A 16,973-nucleotide genomic window follows, 5' to 3' on the forward strand; every position below is an offset into this window, starting at 1 on the left:
CGCGGCGCTGGCCGCCGCGGCCGGAAAAACAGGTGAGAATGATGTCGCCGCTGGATAAAATGTGGGCTTCGTTCGTCGCGATCGGGCTGATGGCGTTCGCCTCGGTGCTGATCACGTTCGCGCGGGCCAAAACGCAAGGCGCCGTGCGCCTCACGCTGTCGATCATCGCCTTCGCGATGCTCGTGCTGATGCTGCCGTTCGCGCTGCTATCGATGTTATAACGCCGGAGGACAAGCTATGCTGACGCTGAAAGGAAGAACCGTCTCGAAGACGGTGGACATCAAGATCGGCTCGACGCTGCTCGATCACGCGCTTGCGAACGGCATTGACCTCGGCTTCTCGTGCACGCGGGGCACGTGCGCGCGCTGCCGCTGCTACGTCGAGGAGGGCCGCGATCTATTGAACGCGCCGACGGACGCGGAGTACGACCGCATGGACGACGAAGAGCTGGAGCAGGGGTACCGCCTCGGCTGCCAAGCGGCCGTCGTCCGCGAAGGCGACGTGCGCGCCGTCAACCGCACGTATTTTTGAAGTGAGTTTCTTGCCGGGGGATGACGAAGTGAAGAATAGGACCGATACGCTGCCCGCGCCGCTCGCGCACGCCATCCGGACGGCCGCCGCAAGCTGGTCGAGCGTGCCCGCCCCGTGGCTGGTGGGCGGCAGCTGCGGGCTGGCGCTCCATGACGTGCCGCTCGGCGCGACGCCGCGGGACGTCGACATTTACATCGACGCGGAAGGAGCCGCGGCGTTCCATGACGCGCTGCGCGATTACGCGTCGGACGAGCAGCACTACAGCGAAACCGAGCGGTACCGCTCGACGCTGTCCCATTACGATATCGGCGGCGTCACCGTCGAGCTCGTCGCGGGCTTCGAGGTGCGCGCCGCCGGCGCGGACTACCGCATTGCCATCGCCGGCGCGATGGAGCGCCACGCGCTGCGCGCGGAGGTCGGCGGGGAGCCGGTCGGCGTCATGCCGCTCGCGCACGAGCTCGCCTTCAATTTGCTTCGCGGGCGCGAGGACCGCTACGAGGCGATCGCGGCGGCCATGCGCGCCGACCCCGCGGCGCATCTGCCCGCGCTGCGCGACATCGTGGCGGACAACCGGTTCGACGCGGCGTGGCGGGGGCGGCTGACCGAGCTGCTCGGGCTGACCGAGGACGCGTTCGCGCCCGGGGAAGGAGCGCCGCGATGCCGCGAGTAACGTTCTTGCCCGACGGCAAGACGATCGACGTGCGCCTCGGCACGACGCTGCTCGCCGCGGCCAGGATGGCCGGCGTCGGCGTTCGCACGCGATGCGGCGGCGTCATGGGCTGTCTCATGTGCAAGGTGAGCGTGCGCGACGGCTCCGCCGTTTCGCCGCCGCAAGAAGGGGAACGCCGGAAGATGGGCGCCGGCGCCGGCGGCATGCGGCTGTCGTGCCAAGCGAAGGCGCTCGGGGACGTCACGGTCGAAGTGCCGGAGGATCCGCTGAAGGCGGCGGTCCGCAAGCAGCTCGAACGGCAGAAGGAGGACGAGGATTTATGGTAACCGCGGGAGCCGTCCGGAGATGGACGCGGGCGGCGGCGTTGGCGCTGGCGCTGGTCCTGCTGTCCGGATGCATGTACCGCGCCGAGATCGAACGGCAAACGGCCAATCCGGCGTTCATCCGGGAGGAGCTCGACCGCGTCGCGGGAGCCGTGAAACGGTACTACGAGGCGCGAAGCGTGTATCCGATCGCGAATGCGAACGAATCGACGCCGATGTACGAGAAATACGTCATCGATTTGAACCGGCTCGTGCAGGCCGGCATGCTGAGCGGCGTGCCGCGGAATGCGTTCGAGGCCGGAGGGAATTATTATTATTTGTTGATCCGGCCGGAGACCGAACCCGAGCCGGTCGTCATGCTGATGGATATCGCGGCCGTGCAGGCGGTCGCCGAGCTGCAACGGCAGATCGACGGCTACCGGCGCGAGAACGGCCGGCTGCCCGTCGGACCGGAGACGGCGCCGGGCTTCTTCGCGGTCGACTACGACGCGCTGAAGCGCAAGGCGCCAGGGATCGTCAGCCGGCTGACGAACCGAACGCTGCCCGTGCTGCTCCACGAATCGGGCGAGGCGCTCATCGATTACGGCCTCGACATCGTGGAGGCGGCGCGGCGCGCGGGAGAAGGCGCTTCGCTCGCCGATGGAGCCGACGCCAGGGAGTGGCTCGTCCGCGCTTCGCCGCTGGCGCCCGTCCGCTCGTATCCGTACGCGTGGCGAAACGGGGAGCCGCAGCTCGTCGCGCCGTCGGCCGAGCTGCCGAAATAATAGATTCGACTTTGAAACCGCCGACAATCGGCGGTTTTTCGCGTTTCCGACATATTTCCGAACCATCAACCATACACCTAAGAAAGATTGACCGTTTCCGCGGCACTCCGTCCGAAGGGGGCGAAAACGCGCAAAGAAAATCAGTCATATCGGCCGCCGGAGTACATATATTGATACTAGTCCATTTGCATGTACGAGTTCCGACGTCTCACAAGGCTTGCCTAGAACGACGTGCGGCGACATCCTCATGACGAAACCAATACTGGCTGGGAGGAGATCTCATTGGAAAAAGTCGATATTTTCAAGGACATCGCGGAGCGTACGGGTGGCGACATTTATCTAGGGGTCGTGGGCGCGGTCCGTACAGGTAAATCCACGTTTATCAAGCGCTTCATGGAGGCCGTGGTGCTGCCGAACATCCCGAACGAGGCGGAGCGCGCTCGAGCGATCGACGAGCTGCCGCAAAGCGCCGCAGGCAAGACGATCATGACGACGGAGCCGAAGTTCGTGCCGAATCACGCGGTGCGCGTGCGCGTCGCGGAAGGGCTCGACGTCAACGTCCGCATGGTCGACTGCGTCGGCTACGCGGTGGAAGGCGCCAAGGGGTACGAGGACGAGAACGGTCCGCGCATGATTTCGACGCCGTGGTTCGAGGAGCCGATTCCGTTCCAGGAAGCGGCGGAGATCGGCACGCGGAAGGTCATTCAAGAGCATTCCACGCTCGGCGTCGTCATTACGACGGACGGCACGATTTCCGACATTCCGCGCGTATCGTACGAAGCGGCGGAGCAGCGCGTCGTCGACGAGCTGAAAGAAGTCGGAAAGCCTTTCATCATGATCGTCAACTCCACGAAGCCGCGCAGCCCGGAAACGCTCGAGCTTCGCGCGCAGCTCGCGGAGAAATACGATATCCCGGTCATTTCGGCCAGCGTCGCGACGATGACGGAAGACGAAATCTACGGCGCGCTGCGCGAAGTGCTGTACGAATTCCCGGTGCACGAAGTGAACGTCAACCTGCCGAGCTGGGTTATGGTGCTCGAAGAGCGCCACTGGCTGCGGGCGAGCTTCGAAAACTCCGTCCGCGAGACGGTCAAGGACATTCGCCGTCTGCGCGACGTCGACCGCGTCGTCGGCCAGTTCGGAGAATACGAGTTCATCGAGCGCGCGGGACTGTCCGGCATGAACATGGGCCAGGGCGTCGCGGAGATCGATCTGTACGCGCCGGATGAGCTGTACGATCGAATCTTGATGGAAGTCGTCGGCACCGAAATTCGCGGCAAGGATCACCTGCTGCAGATGATGGTCGAGTTCACGCATGCGAAGAAGGAGTACGACCGCTTCGCCGAGGCGCTCGAGATGGTGAAGACGACCGGCTACGGCATCGCCGCGCCTTCGCTCGAGGAGATGGCGCTCGACGAGCCGGAATTGATCCGCCAAGGCTCGCGCTTCGGGGTGCGCCTCAAAGCGACGGCGCCGTCGATCCATATGATCCGCGTCGACGTCGAAAGCGAGTTCGCGCCGATCATCGGCACGGAGAAGCAGTCCGAAGAGCTGGTGCGGTACCTGATGCAGGATTTCGAAGAAAATCCGGTGAAAATTTGGGAATCCGACATTTTCGGACGGTCGCTCCACTCGATCGTGCGCGAAGGCATTCAAGGCAAGCTCGCCATGATGCCGGACAATGCGCGCTACAAGCTGCAGGAAACGCTCGCGCGCATTATCAACGAAGGCTCCGGCGGCTTGATCGCCATCATCTTGTAACGCCTGCTTTCGCCCGCTCCCCGGTTCGGAGACTCCGAATCGGGGAGTCTTTTAATTAAGGGCATAAAGAAGATGCTTGCCAACGGTCATAGGTTTGTTTTATGATAATCAATGTCCTTGATTTCCTTAGGAATTCCTTGGAAAAAGTTGCGCGTTTTCGAATAGGGTATGTATATTCTTAATAGAAAACGTAAAAACAAAGAGTAGGACGCTTAAGTCGGTTGGGAGGTGAATGGAATGAACAAAACGGATTTGATCTCCAAAGTCGCCGAAACGACGGAGCTGTCGAAGAAGGACGTGACGGCCGTAGTGGAAGCCGTGTTCGATTCGATCGCGGACGCGCTGCAAAACGGCGAGAAAGTGCAACTGGTAGGGTTCGGGAATTTCGAGGTTCGCGAGCGCACGGCACGCAAAGGCCGCAACCCGCAGACGGGCGAAGAAATCGATATCCCAGCGAGCAAAGTTCCTGCTTTCAAGCCGGGCAAGGCGTTGAAGGACGGAATTAAATAATCGATACATAGGGATTGAGAGGCGGCCGCGGGCGGAGACGTTCGCGGCCCTTTACTGTCGCGCGACAAATTGCTATAATAACTTCTGTTACGGTTTCGGGGTATGGCGCAGCCCGGTAGCGCGCACCCTTGGGGTGGGTGAGGTCGCAGGTTCGAATCCTGTTACTCCGACCATGATAGAGACATCGTCGAAGTCGGTGTCTCTTTCTTTTTATCCGAACGGGCAGTCGCACTTCTTAAGGAGGTTCAATGATGGAGAACGCCCACAACGATTATTTCATCGTCAAGGCGAAGGAAAACGGCGTGCACGTCATCGGCTTGACCCGGGGGGCGGACACCCGCTTCCACCATACGGAGAAGCTGGACAAGGGCGAAGTGATGATCGCGCAGTTTACGGACCATACGTCGGCGGTGAAAATTCGCGGCAAAGCGATCATCGTGACGAAGCACGGCACGATCGAAACCGACGGCTGATCCGGTCATCCCGAGGACGGCCCGACCTTACACGCGCGTACAAGACGGCAGGCATAGCCTGCTTTTTTCTTTTGTACAATGTGTTAAGGGGTAAGAAGAAAGGGCGGTAGTCTCGATGACAGCATTCGTTCGTCTCGGCACGGCGGTGTCGATTGCGATTCTCATTGCGCTGGCCATTTCGTGGGTCGGGGAGCTGGACCGGTCCATCGTGGCGCCGAGCGGCGCGCCCGCGGTCGTCTACAGCGAGCACCGCGTCCGGACGATTTCCGAAGAGACGATCGTCGACGAGCTGTCGGCGCTCTCGCTCGCGGCGGACATTCGCCGGGTGACGCTCCGTTCGTCGATGCTGCAAATCGATCTCGAGGTGAGGGAAGGGTCCGCCGATCCGGACGACGTGCTCGCCGACGTCGGGGAGCTCGCGAAGCTGGCGCTCGCGGAGTCCGGCAACATCGCGCGCGTGTTCATCCGCGTGCTGGAATCGGGCGACCGCGGCGGCGGCGAGACGCTGCTGCTCGCGCTCGCCGGCGCGAAGACCGAGTTCCGCGAGGCGGAGCTGCAGCGGCTGCGCGACGGGGAGGCGCTGCCGGCCTCGTGGTTAGATGGCAAAATGCGGCTCACCGTGACGGATCGGTGGCGGGAATGGCAGGCGCAGCGCTGAATCTCGGGCCGCCGTGCGTCCGGGATGGCGTTATGCTATAATGTCAAGCATGAATGCGTACGAACCACGTCATCGGAGGGTGCCGAGATCGCAATGGACGGATTTAAGGAGACAGCCAGAAAATATACCGAGCACGATTTGATTAGCGCACATACGAAGCTCCCCGAATTTCCGGAGCTGCGCTCGCGGGTGTTCGCCGCTTTCCTGCGATACGCGACGACCAAGGCGCCGCACCCGAAGCTTCAAGAAGCGATCGGGCTCGCCGTATCGCTTATGCAGCATGGGCTCGACACGCACGAGCTCGTGGACGGCGCGGGAGAGACGCGCCGGCGCCAGATGACGGTGCTGGCGGGGGATTATTTCAGCAGCCGGTTTTACCAGGTGCTCTCCCAGGCGGAAAGCGTGCAGACGATCGGCCTCGTGTCCCAGGCGGTATGCGAGGTAAACCGATTCAAGATGAACATGTACTTGAAGGCGAAGCGGCTGCTGCTGACCGCAGAGGAATATTTGCGCGCGACGGTCGATATTAACACGCACCTGTTTCTTACGTTCACGTCGTGGATGGAAGAGGTGTACCGCAAGACGTGCCCGGCCGTGCTGCGCGCGGTCGCCGAGTGCGAAGTGATCGCGGCGGAGCTGACGCGGACGCGGCCGGACAACGTGAAGGACGGCTGGGCGTACTGGTACGTCGTCGAGAACGGCACGCCGGAAGAGGTCGAACTGCTCGTGAGCGGTCGGATGGACGAGAGCAGGCTTCAATCGGTGCTGCTGAAATACAATTTGATCGGCCGGCTGACGGATCGTCTCGAAGCGAACATCGAAGAGCTGCGGCAGCTGCTTCGGGGAATCGGTTCGGACAAGCTGGCGGAGGAGCTGCTCCGCCTCGCGGAACCGCTGTTCGCCCAACGAACGACGACGAGAGCGCAGGAAATTTGAGGTGAACGCGGAACGATGCGAGATATGAAAAACAAAGAGAAGCACGTGCATTCGGTGTTCGAAAGCGTCGCCCCGAAGTACGACATGATGAACGACGTCATCAGCTTCCGGCGGCATAAAGCTTGGCGCGATTACACGATGAAGGTGATGAACGTTAAGCCGGGCCAAACGGCGATCGACGTCTGCTGCGGCACGTGCGATTGGACGATCGCGCTCGCGAAGGCGAGCCGCACGGGCGAGGTCGTCGGGCTCGACTTCAGCAAGAACATGCTCGACATCGGCCGCCGGAAGGTGGAAGACGAAGGGCTCGCGAAGCAAGTCGAGCTCGTGCAGGGGAACGCGATGAGCCTGCCGTTCGAGGACGGGCGGTTCGATTTTGCCACGATCGGGTTCGGGCTGCGCAACGTGCCGGACATCGACGTCGTGCTGTCGGAGATGGCCCGCGTCGTGAAACCGGGCGGCAAAGTCGTCTGCTTGGAAACGTCCAAGCCGACGGCGGAGCCGTTCCGGACGGTATACTATTTCTATTTCGAACGCGTGCTTCCTCTGCTGGCGAAGTGGTTCGTGAAACGGTACGAGCAGTACAAATGGCTGCCCGAATCGCTCGTCACGTTCCCGAACCGCGAGGAGCTCGAGGAGAGGTTTCGCAAAGCGGGCCTCAAGGACGTAACGTCGCATGCCTTTTTCTTCGGCGCTGCGGCGCTGCATATCGGAACGAAGGTGTAGACATGAACAAGGTAAAAGTATTTTTAGAAATGATTAAGTTCGAGCATACGATCTTCGCGCTGCCGTTCGCGTATATGGGAGCAATTTTGGCGTCCATCGTCTCGAACGACGCGCTGCCCTCTTGGGCGCAAATCGGCTGGGTGACGCTCGCGATGGTCGGCGCCCGCAGCGCGGCGATGGGGCTCAATCGCCTCATCGACGCGGCCATCGACGCGGAAAACCCGCGCACGGCGCTTCGCGCCATTCCGGCCGGGCTGCTGTCGAAGAAGGAAGTGCTGCTGTTTATCGCGGCGTCGTTCGTCCTGTTGTTCGTCGCGGCCGCGCAGCTGAATCCGCTGTGCGTGAAGCTTTTGCCGATTGCGGTCTTTTTCTTAACGTTCTACTCTTACACGAAGCGGTTTACCTGGTTGTGCCACGTCGTACTGGGGCTCACCATCGGCCTCGCCCCGCTCGGCGGCTGGATCGCGGTCACGGGCGCGTTCGACGTCCCGGCGCTCGTCTTGTACGCGGCCGTTGCGTTCTGGATCGCAGGTTTCGATATTCTGTATGCCTGCCAGGACGCCGAGTTCGACCGGGAGAAGGGGCTGCACTCGATTCCGCAGCGGTTCGGCGTCGCCCGCGCGCTGCGCATCGCCCGGTGGTTCCATGTCGCCACGGCGATCGGCCTCGTTTCGATTTGGCTGCTGGCCGACCTGAACTGGATTTACTTGATCGGCCTCGCCATCGCGTATGTCGCGCTGTTTAATCAGCACCGGCTCGTGAAGCCCGGAGACTTGTCCCGCATTAATACCGCGTTTCTGACGATGAACGGGATTTTGAGCCTCGTGATGTTCACCTTCACGCTAATCGACGTGGCGGTATTATGAGCGCGGCGGGAAAACGCGGCTGGATCGTCGGATTGACCGGCGCGAGCGGGGCGGCGTATGGCATACGGCTGTGCGAACGGCTGCTCGAGATGGGCATTCCCGTCCATCTGATCGTCACCGACGCCGGCTGGCGCGTGCTGAAGGAAGAGCTCGACTGGGACGTCGCGAAGCGGGCGGCGACGCTTGCGGAGAAGTTCGGCGGACGGAAGGCTCAAATTCGATATTATCCGAATCAAGATATCGGCGCGGCGGTAGCGAGCGGTTCGTTCCGCGTGGACGGCATGGTCGTCGTTCCTTGCTCGATGGGGACGCTGGCCGCGATCGCGCACGGCATGTCCGACAATTTGCTCGAACGCGCGGCAGACGTAACGCTCAAAGAAGGGCGCAAGCTCGTGCTCGTGCCGCGGGAGACGCCGCTGCACGCCGTTCATCTGCAAAACATGCTGACGCTCGCCCAAATGGGCGTCCGCCTGCTGCCGGCGAATCCGGGGTTTTACAACCGGCCGCAAAGCATCGAAGACATCATCGATTTCATTGTCGGCAAGACGCTCGACAGCATGGGAATCGATCACGAATTGTATCCGCGTTGGGGAGAGGGAGCGCCGCATGACGAGGCCGATTGACGACAACGAAAGAGAGACGCGGGACATCCGCCTCGGCAAAATCGTATTCACGAACGTGTGGCCCGTGTTTTACGGCTTCCCTCCCGCGGGGCTGGAATCGCGCATTCGCGTGACGACGCAGACGCCGACGCAGCTGAACGCCGCTTTGTCCGCAGGGGAGATCGACGTCGCGTCGATTTCCTCGTTCGCTTATGCGAAGCACGCGGACAAGCTATTGCTGCTGCCCGATTTGTCGGTCAGCGCGAAGGGCTCGGTCGGTTCGCTGTTTTTGTTCACGCGGCGCCCGCTTTCGGAAGCGCTGCCGCAGCGGATCGCGCTGGCGACGACGTCCGCGACGACGGTCCATTTGCTGAAAATAATTATGGCGAAACGATTCGAATTTGTTCCCGAGTATGTAGATATGGCGCCGAATTTGGATACGATGATGGATACGTGCGACGCCGCGCTGCTGATCGGCGACGACGCGATTCGGGAGTGCCGTACCGGGGAACGACTCGGATTGCATCGTTACGATCTATGCACGCTGTGGACGGAGTGGACCGGCTACGGCATGACGTTCGCGGTGTGGGCGGTGCGGGAGGAGTGGGCGAGGGCGCGCGAGGCCGACGCAGCGCTCGTCCACGAGGCGCTGCTCGCTTCGAAGCGCGAAGGCACGAGGCTGCCGGAAGCGCTGCTCGACGAAGCCGCGAAGGCGGTCGGCGGCAGCCGGGACTTCTGGCGCGCGTATTTCGGCAATTTGATCTACGATTTCGGATCCGAGCAGCGGCAAGGGCTGGAGCTGTATTTCCGCTTCGCGCACGAGCTCGGCTATCTCGAATCCGCCCCGCCCCTGAGGGTATGGCGAAATCCCAAGATGACGCAGGTGACGGAATGAAGCTCTTGGATATATACGCGAAAATGACCGAGGATATCCAGCACATCGAACGGAGGCTGGACGAAAGCGTCCGTACCGAGGAAGCGGAGCTGAACGCCGCATCGCTGCATCTCCTGAAAGCCGGGGGCAAGCGGATTCGGCCCGTGTTCGTTCTGCTGGCGGGCCGTTTCGGGACGTACGACCTGGATCGACTGTCGCATGTGGCGGTCGCCTTGGAGCTGATTCATATGGCGACGCTCGTGCACGACGACGTCATCGACGACGCGGCGACGCGGCGCGGCCAACCGACCGTGAAGGCGAAGTGGGACGAGCGCATCGCGATGTACACGGGCGACTACATATTAGGCAAGGCGCTCGCGGTGGCGGCGCAGCTCGAGCGGCCGGACATACACCGCATCTTGTCCAAGGCGATGGTGCAGATGGTCATCGGGGAGATGGAGCAGTTCCGGCTGTTTTACCGCCTCGACCAATCGGTACGGGACTATTTGCTGCGCATCCGCCGCAAGACGGCGCTCCTCATCGCCGTCTCCTGCCAGCTGGGTGCGCTCGCGGCTGGCGCGTCGGACCGGGCGGCGCAGCGGCTGTACGCGTTCGGCTACAACGCCGGCATGGCGTTCCAAATTCGGGACGATATTCTCGATTTGATGGGCACGGAGCAGCAGCTCGGCAAGCCGCCGGGCAGCGACATGCGCCAAGGCAACGTGACGCTGCCGGTGCTGTACGCGATCCGGGACGAACGGGTGCGCGAGGCGGTGCGGGCGGCGACGAACGCGGAGCGGCCGGACGAAGCGGCGCTCGCGCGGGCGATCGAGCTCGTGCGGAGCAGCCCCGGCATCGAGGAAGCGGACGCGCTGTCGCGAAGGTACATCGACAAGGCGATTCGGGCGCTCGACGAGCTGCCGGACATTCCGGCGAAGGACGATTTCGAAGCCATCGCGAATTTTATCGCGGAACGCGCGTATTAACGTTTGTTTTCTCGGAAAATTGCAGTATGATAGGAACGATATGGCATAACGGACAAGCCCATGAACACATCGCAATGGAGGTATGGTCATGCAACGTACGTTTTTGATGGTGAAGCCGGACGGGGTGCAGCGGGGATTGATCGGGGAAATCGTCGCCCGCTTCGAACGCAAAGGGTTTCAATTGGTCGCCGCCAAACTGCTGCAAGTGACGCGGGAGCAAGCGGAGTTCCACTACGCGGAGCATAAAGAGAAGCCGTTCTTCGACGACTTGGTCGGCTTCATCACGTCGGGCCCCGTGTTCGCGATGGTCTGGCAGGGAGACGACGTCATCGCGCTGTCGCGCCTCGTCATCGGCAAGACGAACGTAGCGGACGCGCTGCCGGGCACGATCCGCGGCGATTTCGCGGCGCATACGCCGCGCAACCTGATCCACGGCTCCGACTCGCCGGAGAGCGCGGAGCGCGAAATTTTCAACTTCTTTACGGAAGCCGAGCTGGTCGGCTACGACAAGACGATCAACGCTTGGATCTGATCCGCGCAGCGGATTCGCTCGGAAGGAATGGGAACGGCATGGGAGAATGGGAAGGGGAGCACGATCCGGATTACGCAGCGTTTGTCCAAAGCTTCAAGAAATTGACGGGGATCGATTTATCGTTGTACAAAGAGGCCCAAATGAAACGGCGCCTCACGACGCTGCGGCAGCGGCGGGGGTATGATAGTTTCGCTTCGTACGTGCAAGCGGTCGCAAGGAGCCAGGAGCTGCTCGCGGAGCTGCTCGACCGGATGACGATCAACGTGTCCGAATTTTGGCGCAACCCGAACCGGTGGGAGGTGCTGGAGCAGCGTTTCCTGCCGGAGCTGCTCGAGCGGTCGCGCAGGCTCAAATGCTGGAGCGCGGCTTGCTCCACCGGGGAAGAACCGTATTCGCTGGCGATGATTTTGGCGGGCAAAGGGCTGCTCGACGCGTCTAAAATTATCGCGACCGACATCGACGACAACGCGCTCGCCCGGGCGAAAACGGGACTGTATCAGGAACGCAGCTTGAAGGACGTTCCGCAGTCGTACATAGACGCCTATTTTCGACGGTCGGGCGAATCGTACGCCGTCAGCGACGAGCTGAAGCGGGCCGTAACGTTCGCCAAAGGCAATCTGCTGACCGATCGGTTCGATACGGGCTACGATTTGATCATTTGCCGCAACGTCATGATTTATTTCACCGAGGAAGCGAAGACGATGCTCTATCGGAAATTCGCCGACGCGCTGCGACCCGGCGGCATTCTGTTCGTCGGGTCGACCGAACAAATCTTTACCCCGGGACAATACGGGCTCTCCTCCGCGGACACGTTTTTTTACCAAAAAGACTAATGCCGCTCTGGATGTATAAGCATTTCCAACAATTCCTATACTAAGGAAAGAACATGCTTATCGACAGGTCAGGAGGAGCCACCTACGAATGGACAAACGCAAAGTGATCACCGCTTATCGACGCGGCTTTCTCACGATCCAAGAATGCGCGCAAATTTTGGGCATCGACTCGCCGCAGATCATGAAGCTGGTGAACGATCCGCAAATGTCCGAGACGAAACCGTTCGCGCTGCCGAAAATGCCGGCGAAAACGGTGTAGCTTGAATTCGGAGCCCCCGGGAGAAACGCTCTCGGGGGTTCCGTTTTTGCGTTAAGGATGGTACACTATAGTAATGCAAAACACATTCGCGCATAAAAGCGTTAAAGTCCCGAAGGAACCGAAAGGGACTAGCGGCGGGATGGACTAAAGGAGGAACCGGTTGTGAGGTTTTTAACGGCGGGGGAGACGCACGGACCGCAGCTGACGGTCATCATCGAAGGAATGCCGAGCAACGTGCCGCTCACGGCGGAGACGATCAACGAGCAGCTTGCCAGAAGGCAAAAAGGATACGGCCGCGGCCGTCGGATGCAAATCGAGAAAGACGAAGTCGAGATCGTCGGCGGCGTGCGTCACGGCAAAACGACCGGCGCGCCGATCGCGCTCGTCGTCCACAATAAAGATTGGAAGCATTGGACAAGCATTATGGGCGCGGAGCCGATGGAAGAGGATGCCGAGGCGAAGCGGCGCGTCAACCGGCCGCGTCCGGGGCATGCCGACTTGAACGGCGGCGTGAAATACAACCAGCGCGACCTGCGCAACATTCTCGAGCGATCGAGCGCCCGCGAAACGACGGTCCGCGTCGCAGTCGGCGGCGTGGCGCGCGCGCTGCTCGCTCACTTCGGCATCAAGGTCGGCGGGCATGTCATCTCGATCGGCGACGTCGAAGCGCCTCCGGTCGACCTGCCGCTCGACGAGCTGATCGCGATTACCGAGGAGTCTCCTGTACGCGTCGTCGATAAGGCGGCGGAAGAGCGCATGATCGCCGCGATCGACGCGGCGAAGGCGGACGGCGACACGCTCGGCGGCATCGTCGAGGCGATCGTCGAAGGCGCGCCGATCGGCCTCGGCTCCCACGTGCAGTGGGATCGCAAGCTCGACGGGCGCATCGCGCAAGCGGTCGTGTCGATCCAGGCGTTCAAGGGCGTCGAAATCGGCATCGGCTTCGAAGCGGCGCGGCTGCGCGGCTCGAAGGTGCACGACGAGATCCATTACGATCCGGAGAAGGGCTTCGTGCGGCCGACGAACCGCGCAGGCGGATTCGAGGGCGGCATGACGACCGGCGCGCCGATCGTCGTGCGCGGCGTGATGAAGCCGATCTCGACGCTGTACAAGCCGTTGCAGAGCGTCGACATCGACACGAAGGAGCCGTTCACCGCGCAGGTGGAGCGGTCCGACACGTGCGCCGTGCCGGCGGCCGGCGTCATCATGGAGAACGTCGTCGCTTGGGAAGTCGCGAAGGCGATGGTCGAGAAGTTCGGCGGCGATTCGATCGAAGAGATGCGCCGCAACTACGACTCCTACCTTGAGTACGTAAGGAACTACTAATATGGGCGAGAACCGGATGAGAGAATTGACGGTTGATTTGGGCGACCGCTCCTATCCGATTTATATCGGGGAACATTTGCTGGACCGCTTCGGGGAAACGGCGGTCAAGCACGCGCTGCCGAAGAAGTCGCCGATCCTGCTCGTCAGCGACGCGGAGGTCGGCCCGCTGTACCTTCCGCAAGCTTCGGCGTCGCTGGAGGCGGCGGGCTATACGGTCGCGACGCATACGGTCGAGAGCGGCGAACAGGCGAAGCGGCTAGACGCGCTCGGCGACATCGTAACGACGGCGCTGGAAGCCGGCCTCGACCGCGATTCGACGATCGTCGCCTTGGGCGGCGGCGTCGTCGGCGATCTCGCCGGCTTCGCGGCGGCTTCCTACATGCGCGGCGTCCGCTTCGTGCAGGCGCCGACGACGATTCTCGCGCACGATTCCAGCGTCGGGGGCAAAGTGGCGGTCAACCACCCGCTCGCCAAAAACATCATCGGCGCGTTCCACCAGCCGGAATTCGTGCTGTACGACACGTCGACGCTGCGAACGCTGCCGCCGCGAGAGGTCCGCTCGGGCCTCGCCGAGGTGGCGAAGCACGGTCTCATCATGGACCGCGCGTTCACGGAGTGGGTCGAGGCGAACGCCGACCGGCTGCTTGCCCTCGATCCGGAGGCGCTCGCGTACGCGCTGTACGTCGGCTGCGGCGTCAAAGCGCGCGTCGTCTCGCAGGACGAACGGGAAGGCGGCCTGCGCGCGATTCTCAACCTTGGCCACACGATCGGGCACGCGCTGGAAGCGGTGGCCGGCTACGGCGAGCTGACGCACGGGGAAGCGATCTCGATCGGCATGTGCGGTTCGGCGCGTCTCGCCGTGCGGCTCGGCCATGCGCCGGAGGACGTGTACGCGGCGACGCGCCGGGTGCTGTCCCGCCTCGGCCTGCCCGTCGCGCTCCCTGCGCATTTCGATACGGATGCGATCATGGAAGCGATGATGCACGACAAAAAGTTCCGCGGCGGCGAAATGGTGTTCGTGCTGCCGAAGGAGATCGGCGTCGTCGATATCGTGAAGGGCATTCCGTCGTCGCTCGTGAGAGACGTCGTCGAATCGTTGAAACAAGGGGAGAGCGCGTAGATGTATACAAGGGGAATACGGGGAGCCACGACGGTAGAGCATAACGATAAGCAGGAAATTTTGGACGCGACGAGGGAGCTGCTTTCGACGATTATCGCCGAAAACGGCCTCGTGCCGGAAGATATCGGGTACGTGTTCATCACGGTCACCTCGGATCTCGACGCCGCGTTCCCGGCCGTCGCGATCCGCGCGCTGGACGGCTGGGATCTCGTGCCGCTCATGTGCGCGCTCGAGGTGCCGGTGCAGGGCGCGCTGCCGCGATGCATTCGGCTGATGGTGACGGTCAATACGACGAAATCGCAAAAGGATATGGTGCACGTCTACCTGAACGAAGCGAAATCGCTGCGCCCCGATTTGGCGAAGCGTTGACCGCGAACGGACAGCTGGTGTATAGTGGGGAGGAGCCGAGTTAGAGCCGAGTTGATTTTCGAGATGAGTGGAGTTCAGTCGAGACGAGCGAAAGCGTTAGCCTTTTGGGGGAAGACCTCGTTTGTTCGCGTTGCCGCGAAACGGGTCCGCCTGCCTTCGGGACGCTTTGCTTTTCCATGAAATCAATCCACCGGCCTCTACCGCAGCGTAGGGGCCTTTGTTTTTTTCGGAGGTTCATCCCGGCGCAACGGCACAATCACAGGACGGAGGCGTTCGTATGTTGTACCCCAACCGCGAAGCGTTCGGGCGATATGCCCGAGACTACAATTTGATCCCGGTGACGCGCACGCTGCTTGCCGATACGGAAACGCCGATCCGCGTCTTCCAGCAGTTCAGCGAAGAGCCGCACGCGTTCCTGCTCGAGAGCGTGGAGGGCGGAGCGAAATGGGCGCGTTATTCGTTCATCGGCACCGATCCGTTCCTCGTCGTTCGCGGCAAAGGCGGCAAGCTCGAGGTCGAGCGCCGCGGCGTGTATGAGACGTACGCGGAGCAGCCGGTCGACTTCCTGCGCGGGCTGCTGGCGCAGTACCGGAGCCCGCAGTTCGAAGGGTATCCCCGCTTTATGGGCGGCGCGGTCGGCTTCTTCGGCTACGATCTGCTCCGCTATTACGAGAAGAAGCTCCCGCCGCATCGCGTCGACGACCTCAAGATGAACGACGTCCAATTCATGTTCTGCGACCAACTGATCGTATTCGATCATTTGAAGCAGCACATGATGATCGTCGCCAACGCGCATGTGCCGTTGAACGCCGGCGAAGCCGAGCTCGACGAGGCGTACCGCGCCGCGAACGAGCGGATCGACCGGGCGGTCGCCCGGCTGCAGGGGGGCGGCGGAGCGGCCGCGAACGCGTTCACGCCGCGCACGCCGAGCGAGCCGGTCGCCATACGGGCGGAAGATTTGCGTTCGAACCTCACGAAGGAGGCGTTCCTCGACAACGTCGTGAAGGCGAAGGAATATATCCGCGCCGGGGACATTTTCCAAGTGGTGCTTTCGCAGCGGTTCGAGATGGATACGGACGTTTCGCCGCTGCACGTATACCGCGTGCTGCGCACGATGAACCCGTCGCCGTACATGTATTATTTGAAAATGGGCGAGGAGCGCATCGTCGGCACGTCGCCGGAGCTGCTCGTCCGCGTCGAAGGCGACAAGGTGCAGACGCGCCCGATCGCGGGCACGCGGCCGCGCGGCCGGACGCCGGAGGCCGATCTTGCGCTCGAGCGCGAGCTGCTCGCCGACGAGAAGGAGCTCGCGGAGCATCTGATGCTCGTCGACCTCGGCCGCAACGACATCGGCCGCGTGTCGGTGCCGGGCACGGTAAAGGTCGACGCGTACATGGACATCGAGCGGTATTCGCACGTCATGCATATCGTGTCGAACGTGTCCGGGACGCTGCGGAAGGATAAAGATTTTTACGACGCGTTCCTGTCGTGCATGCCGGCGGGCACCGTGTCGGGCGCTCCGAAGCTGCGCGCGATGGAAATCATCGCGGAGCTCGAGCAGGAGGCGCGCGGCGCGTACGCGGGCGCGATCGGCTACCTCGGCTTCTCGGGCAACCTCGACACGTGCATTACGATCCGGACGATCATTTTCCGCGAAGGCAAAGCGTACGTGCAGGCCGGCGCCGGCATCGTCTGGGATTCCGTGCCGGAGAAGGAATACGAAGAGACGGTCAACAAGGCGAAGGGCATGCTGACCGCGATCCGGACCGCCGAGGCGATCTTCGGCGGCGCGGCGCGCGAGGCCGTCACCGTCAATCAAGATTATTACGGTCAGCCGTAAGGGAGGGGACGAAC

Annotated in this window: 22 protein-coding genes and 1 tRNA gene; all 23 read left to right on the plus strand. The window is 62.1% G+C overall.

Going from position 1 to position 16,973, the window contains the following annotated elements; all coding sequences use genetic code 11:
* Positions 1-38 precede the first annotated feature (38 nt).
* The 23 genes from VE009_RS09985 (at position 39) to trpE (ending at position 16,959) form a co-directional block, all read left to right on the plus strand.
* Positions 39-221 (plus strand): DUF2768 family protein, encoded by a 183-nt coding sequence (locus VE009_RS09985; protein ID WP_325007422.1) that lies wholly within the window; start codon positions 39-41, stop codon positions 219-221.
* 16 nt (positions 222-237) lie between these two features.
* Positions 238-531, plus strand: a complete 294-nt coding sequence (locus VE009_RS09990) for a 2Fe-2S iron-sulfur cluster-binding protein (RefSeq protein ID WP_325007247.1) — start codon at positions 238-240, stop codon at positions 529-531.
* Positions 532-559: 28 nt separating this feature from the next.
* Entirely contained in the window at positions 560-1,201 is a 642-nt protein-coding gene (locus tag VE009_RS09995) for a nucleotidyltransferase domain-containing protein (protein WP_325007248.1), read from the plus strand.
* A complete protein-coding gene (locus VE009_RS10000) occupies positions 1,189-1,527 on the plus strand; it encodes a 2Fe-2S iron-sulfur cluster-binding protein (protein ID WP_325007249.1) in 339 nt (112 codons plus the stop codon). The genes VE009_RS09995 and VE009_RS10000 overlap by 13 nt, the downstream gene beginning before the upstream one ends.
* Entirely contained in the window at positions 1,521-2,288 is a 768-nt protein-coding gene (locus tag VE009_RS10005) for a hypothetical protein (RefSeq protein ID WP_325007250.1), read from the plus strand. Before VE009_RS10000 ends, VE009_RS10005 begins: the two co-directional genes overlap by 7 nt.
* A gap of 282 nt (positions 2,289-2,570) precedes the next feature.
* Positions 2,571-4,049 (plus strand): stage IV sporulation protein A, encoded by a 1,479-nt coding sequence (gene spoIVA / locus VE009_RS10010; RefSeq protein ID WP_325007251.1) that lies wholly within the window; start codon positions 2,571-2,573, stop codon positions 4,047-4,049.
* 237 nt (positions 4,050-4,286) lie between these two features.
* Entirely contained in the window at positions 4,287-4,559 is a 273-nt protein-coding gene (locus VE009_RS10015; RefSeq protein ID WP_325007252.1) for an HU family DNA-binding protein, read from the plus strand.
* A 96-nt stretch (positions 4,560-4,655) separates the two neighbouring features.
* Positions 4,656-4,732, plus strand: a tRNA-Pro gene (locus VE009_RS10020).
* 75 nt (positions 4,733-4,807) lie between these two features.
* Positions 4,808-5,032: a trp RNA-binding attenuation protein MtrB gene (gene mtrB / locus VE009_RS10025; protein WP_325007253.1), complete on the plus strand. Its 225-nt coding sequence runs from the start codon at positions 4,808-4,810 to the stop codon at positions 5,030-5,032.
* Positions 5,033-5,147: 115 nt separating this feature from the next.
* Positions 5,148-5,690 (plus strand): hypothetical protein, encoded by a 543-nt coding sequence (locus VE009_RS10030; protein WP_325007254.1) that lies wholly within the window; start codon positions 5,148-5,150, stop codon positions 5,688-5,690.
* 93 nt (positions 5,691-5,783) lie between these two features.
* The gene (locus VE009_RS10035) at positions 5,784-6,626 is read left to right on the plus strand and encodes a heptaprenyl diphosphate synthase component 1 (protein WP_325007255.1); all 843 of its coding nucleotides are present in this window, start codon (positions 5,784-5,786) and stop codon (positions 6,624-6,626) included.
* A 15-nt stretch (positions 6,627-6,641) separates the two neighbouring features.
* Positions 6,642-7,352, plus strand: coding sequence for a demethylmenaquinone methyltransferase (locus tag VE009_RS10040; RefSeq protein ID WP_325007256.1), 711 nt, complete (start codon positions 6,642-6,644; stop codon positions 7,350-7,352).
* Positions 7,353-7,354: 2 nt separating this feature from the next.
* Entirely contained in the window at positions 7,355-8,218 is an 864-nt protein-coding gene (locus VE009_RS10045; protein WP_325007257.1) for a UbiA-like polyprenyltransferase, read from the plus strand.
* Positions 8,215-8,841, plus strand: a complete 627-nt coding sequence (locus VE009_RS10050; RefSeq protein WP_325007258.1) for a flavin prenyltransferase UbiX — start codon at positions 8,215-8,217, stop codon at positions 8,839-8,841. Before VE009_RS10045 ends, VE009_RS10050 begins: the two co-directional genes overlap by 4 nt.
* Positions 8,825-9,715, plus strand: a complete 891-nt coding sequence (locus VE009_RS10055; RefSeq protein ID WP_325007259.1) for a menaquinone biosynthesis protein — start codon at positions 8,825-8,827, stop codon at positions 9,713-9,715. Before VE009_RS10050 ends, VE009_RS10055 begins: the two co-directional genes overlap by 17 nt.
* A complete protein-coding gene (locus VE009_RS10060; RefSeq protein WP_325007260.1) occupies positions 9,712-10,680 on the plus strand; it encodes a polyprenyl synthetase family protein in 969 nt (322 codons plus the stop codon). The genes VE009_RS10055 and VE009_RS10060 overlap by 4 nt, the downstream gene beginning before the upstream one ends.
* Before the next feature lie 88 nt (positions 10,681-10,768).
* Complete coding sequence (gene ndk / locus VE009_RS10065) at positions 10,769-11,212, plus strand: nucleoside-diphosphate kinase (RefSeq protein WP_325007261.1); 444 nt, start codon at positions 10,769-10,771, stop codon at positions 11,210-11,212.
* 38 nt (positions 11,213-11,250) lie between these two features.
* Positions 11,251-12,045 carry a protein-glutamate O-methyltransferase CheR gene (locus tag VE009_RS10070; protein ID WP_325007262.1) on the plus strand — a complete coding sequence of 265 codons (795 nt, stop codon included), beginning with the start codon at positions 11,251-11,253 and terminating at the stop codon, positions 12,043-12,045.
* Between the two features lie 88 nt (positions 12,046-12,133).
* The gene (locus tag VE009_RS10075) at positions 12,134-12,304 is read left to right on the plus strand and encodes a hypothetical protein (protein WP_325007263.1); all 171 of its coding nucleotides are present in this window, start codon (positions 12,134-12,136) and stop codon (positions 12,302-12,304) included.
* A 162-nt stretch (positions 12,305-12,466) separates the two neighbouring features.
* Positions 12,467-13,630 carry a chorismate synthase gene (gene aroC / locus VE009_RS10080; RefSeq protein WP_325007264.1) on the plus strand — a complete coding sequence of 388 codons (1,164 nt, stop codon included), beginning with the start codon at positions 12,467-12,469 and terminating at the stop codon, positions 13,628-13,630.
* Between the two features lie 16 nt (positions 13,631-13,646).
* Positions 13,647-14,750, plus strand: a complete 1,104-nt coding sequence (gene aroB, locus VE009_RS10085) for a 3-dehydroquinate synthase (protein WP_325007265.1) — start codon at positions 13,647-13,649, stop codon at positions 14,748-14,750.
* Complete coding sequence (gene aroH, locus VE009_RS10090; RefSeq protein ID WP_325007266.1) at positions 14,751-15,119, plus strand: chorismate mutase; 369 nt, start codon at positions 14,751-14,753, stop codon at positions 15,117-15,119.
* Between the two features lie 277 nt (positions 15,120-15,396).
* Positions 15,397-16,959: an anthranilate synthase component I gene (trpE, locus tag VE009_RS10095; protein ID WP_325007267.1), complete on the plus strand. Its 1,563-nt coding sequence runs from the start codon at positions 15,397-15,399 to the stop codon at positions 16,957-16,959.
* Positions 16,960-16,973: the final 14 nt, after the last annotated feature.

Source organism: Paenibacillus sp. (assembly GCF_035645195.1).
Classification (GTDB): Bacteria; Bacillota; Bacilli; order Paenibacillales; family YIM-B00363; genus Paenibacillus_AE.

Coding starts and splice junctions, on each gene's coding strand:
- aroB (WP_325007265.1), top strand. CDS start 13,647: ATGAGAGAATTGACGGTTGATTTGGGCGACCGCTCCTATCCGATTTAT.
- VE009_RS10030 (WP_325007254.1), top strand. CDS start 5,148: ATGACAGCATTCGTTCGTCTCGGCACGGCGGTGTCGATTGCGATTCTC.
- VE009_RS10075 (WP_325007263.1), top strand. CDS start 12,134: ATGGACAAACGCAAAGTGATCACCGCTTATCGACGCGGCTTTCTCACG.
- ndk (WP_325007261.1), top strand. CDS start 10,769: ATGCAACGTACGTTTTTGATGGTGAAGCCGGACGGGGTGCAGCGGGGA.
- VE009_RS10000 (WP_325007249.1), top strand. CDS start 1,189: ATGCCGCGAGTAACGTTCTTGCCCGACGGCAAGACGATCGACGTGCGC.
- VE009_RS09990 (WP_325007247.1), top strand. CDS start 238: ATGCTGACGCTGAAAGGAAGAACCGTCTCGAAGACGGTGGACATCAAG.
- VE009_RS10060 (WP_325007260.1), top strand. CDS start 9,712: ATGAAGCTCTTGGATATATACGCGAAAATGACCGAGGATATCCAGCAC.
- mtrB (WP_325007253.1), top strand. CDS start 4,808: ATGATGGAGAACGCCCACAACGATTATTTCATCGTCAAGGCGAAGGAA.
- VE009_RS10040 (WP_325007256.1), top strand. CDS start 6,642: ATGCGAGATATGAAAAACAAAGAGAAGCACGTGCATTCGGTGTTCGAA.
- VE009_RS10015 (WP_325007252.1), top strand. CDS start 4,287: ATGAACAAAACGGATTTGATCTCCAAAGTCGCCGAAACGACGGAGCTG.
- aroH (WP_325007266.1), top strand. CDS start 14,751: ATGTATACAAGGGGAATACGGGGAGCCACGACGGTAGAGCATAACGAT.
- VE009_RS10035 (WP_325007255.1), top strand. CDS start 5,784: ATGGACGGATTTAAGGAGACAGCCAGAAAATATACCGAGCACGATTTG.
- VE009_RS10070 (WP_325007262.1), top strand. CDS start 11,251: ATGGGAGAATGGGAAGGGGAGCACGATCCGGATTACGCAGCGTTTGTC.
- VE009_RS10050 (WP_325007258.1), top strand. CDS start 8,215: ATGAGCGCGGCGGGAAAACGCGGCTGGATCGTCGGATTGACCGGCGCG.
- VE009_RS09985 (WP_325007422.1), top strand. CDS start 39: ATGATGTCGCCGCTGGATAAAATGTGGGCTTCGTTCGTCGCGATCGGG.
- VE009_RS10055 (WP_325007259.1), top strand. CDS start 8,825: ATGACGAGGCCGATTGACGACAACGAAAGAGAGACGCGGGACATCCGC.
- trpE (WP_325007267.1), top strand. CDS start 15,397: ATGTTGTACCCCAACCGCGAAGCGTTCGGGCGATATGCCCGAGACTAC.
- VE009_RS10005 (WP_325007250.1), top strand. CDS start 1,521: ATGGTAACCGCGGGAGCCGTCCGGAGATGGACGCGGGCGGCGGCGTTG.
- VE009_RS10045 (WP_325007257.1), top strand. CDS start 7,355: ATGAACAAGGTAAAAGTATTTTTAGAAATGATTAAGTTCGAGCATACG.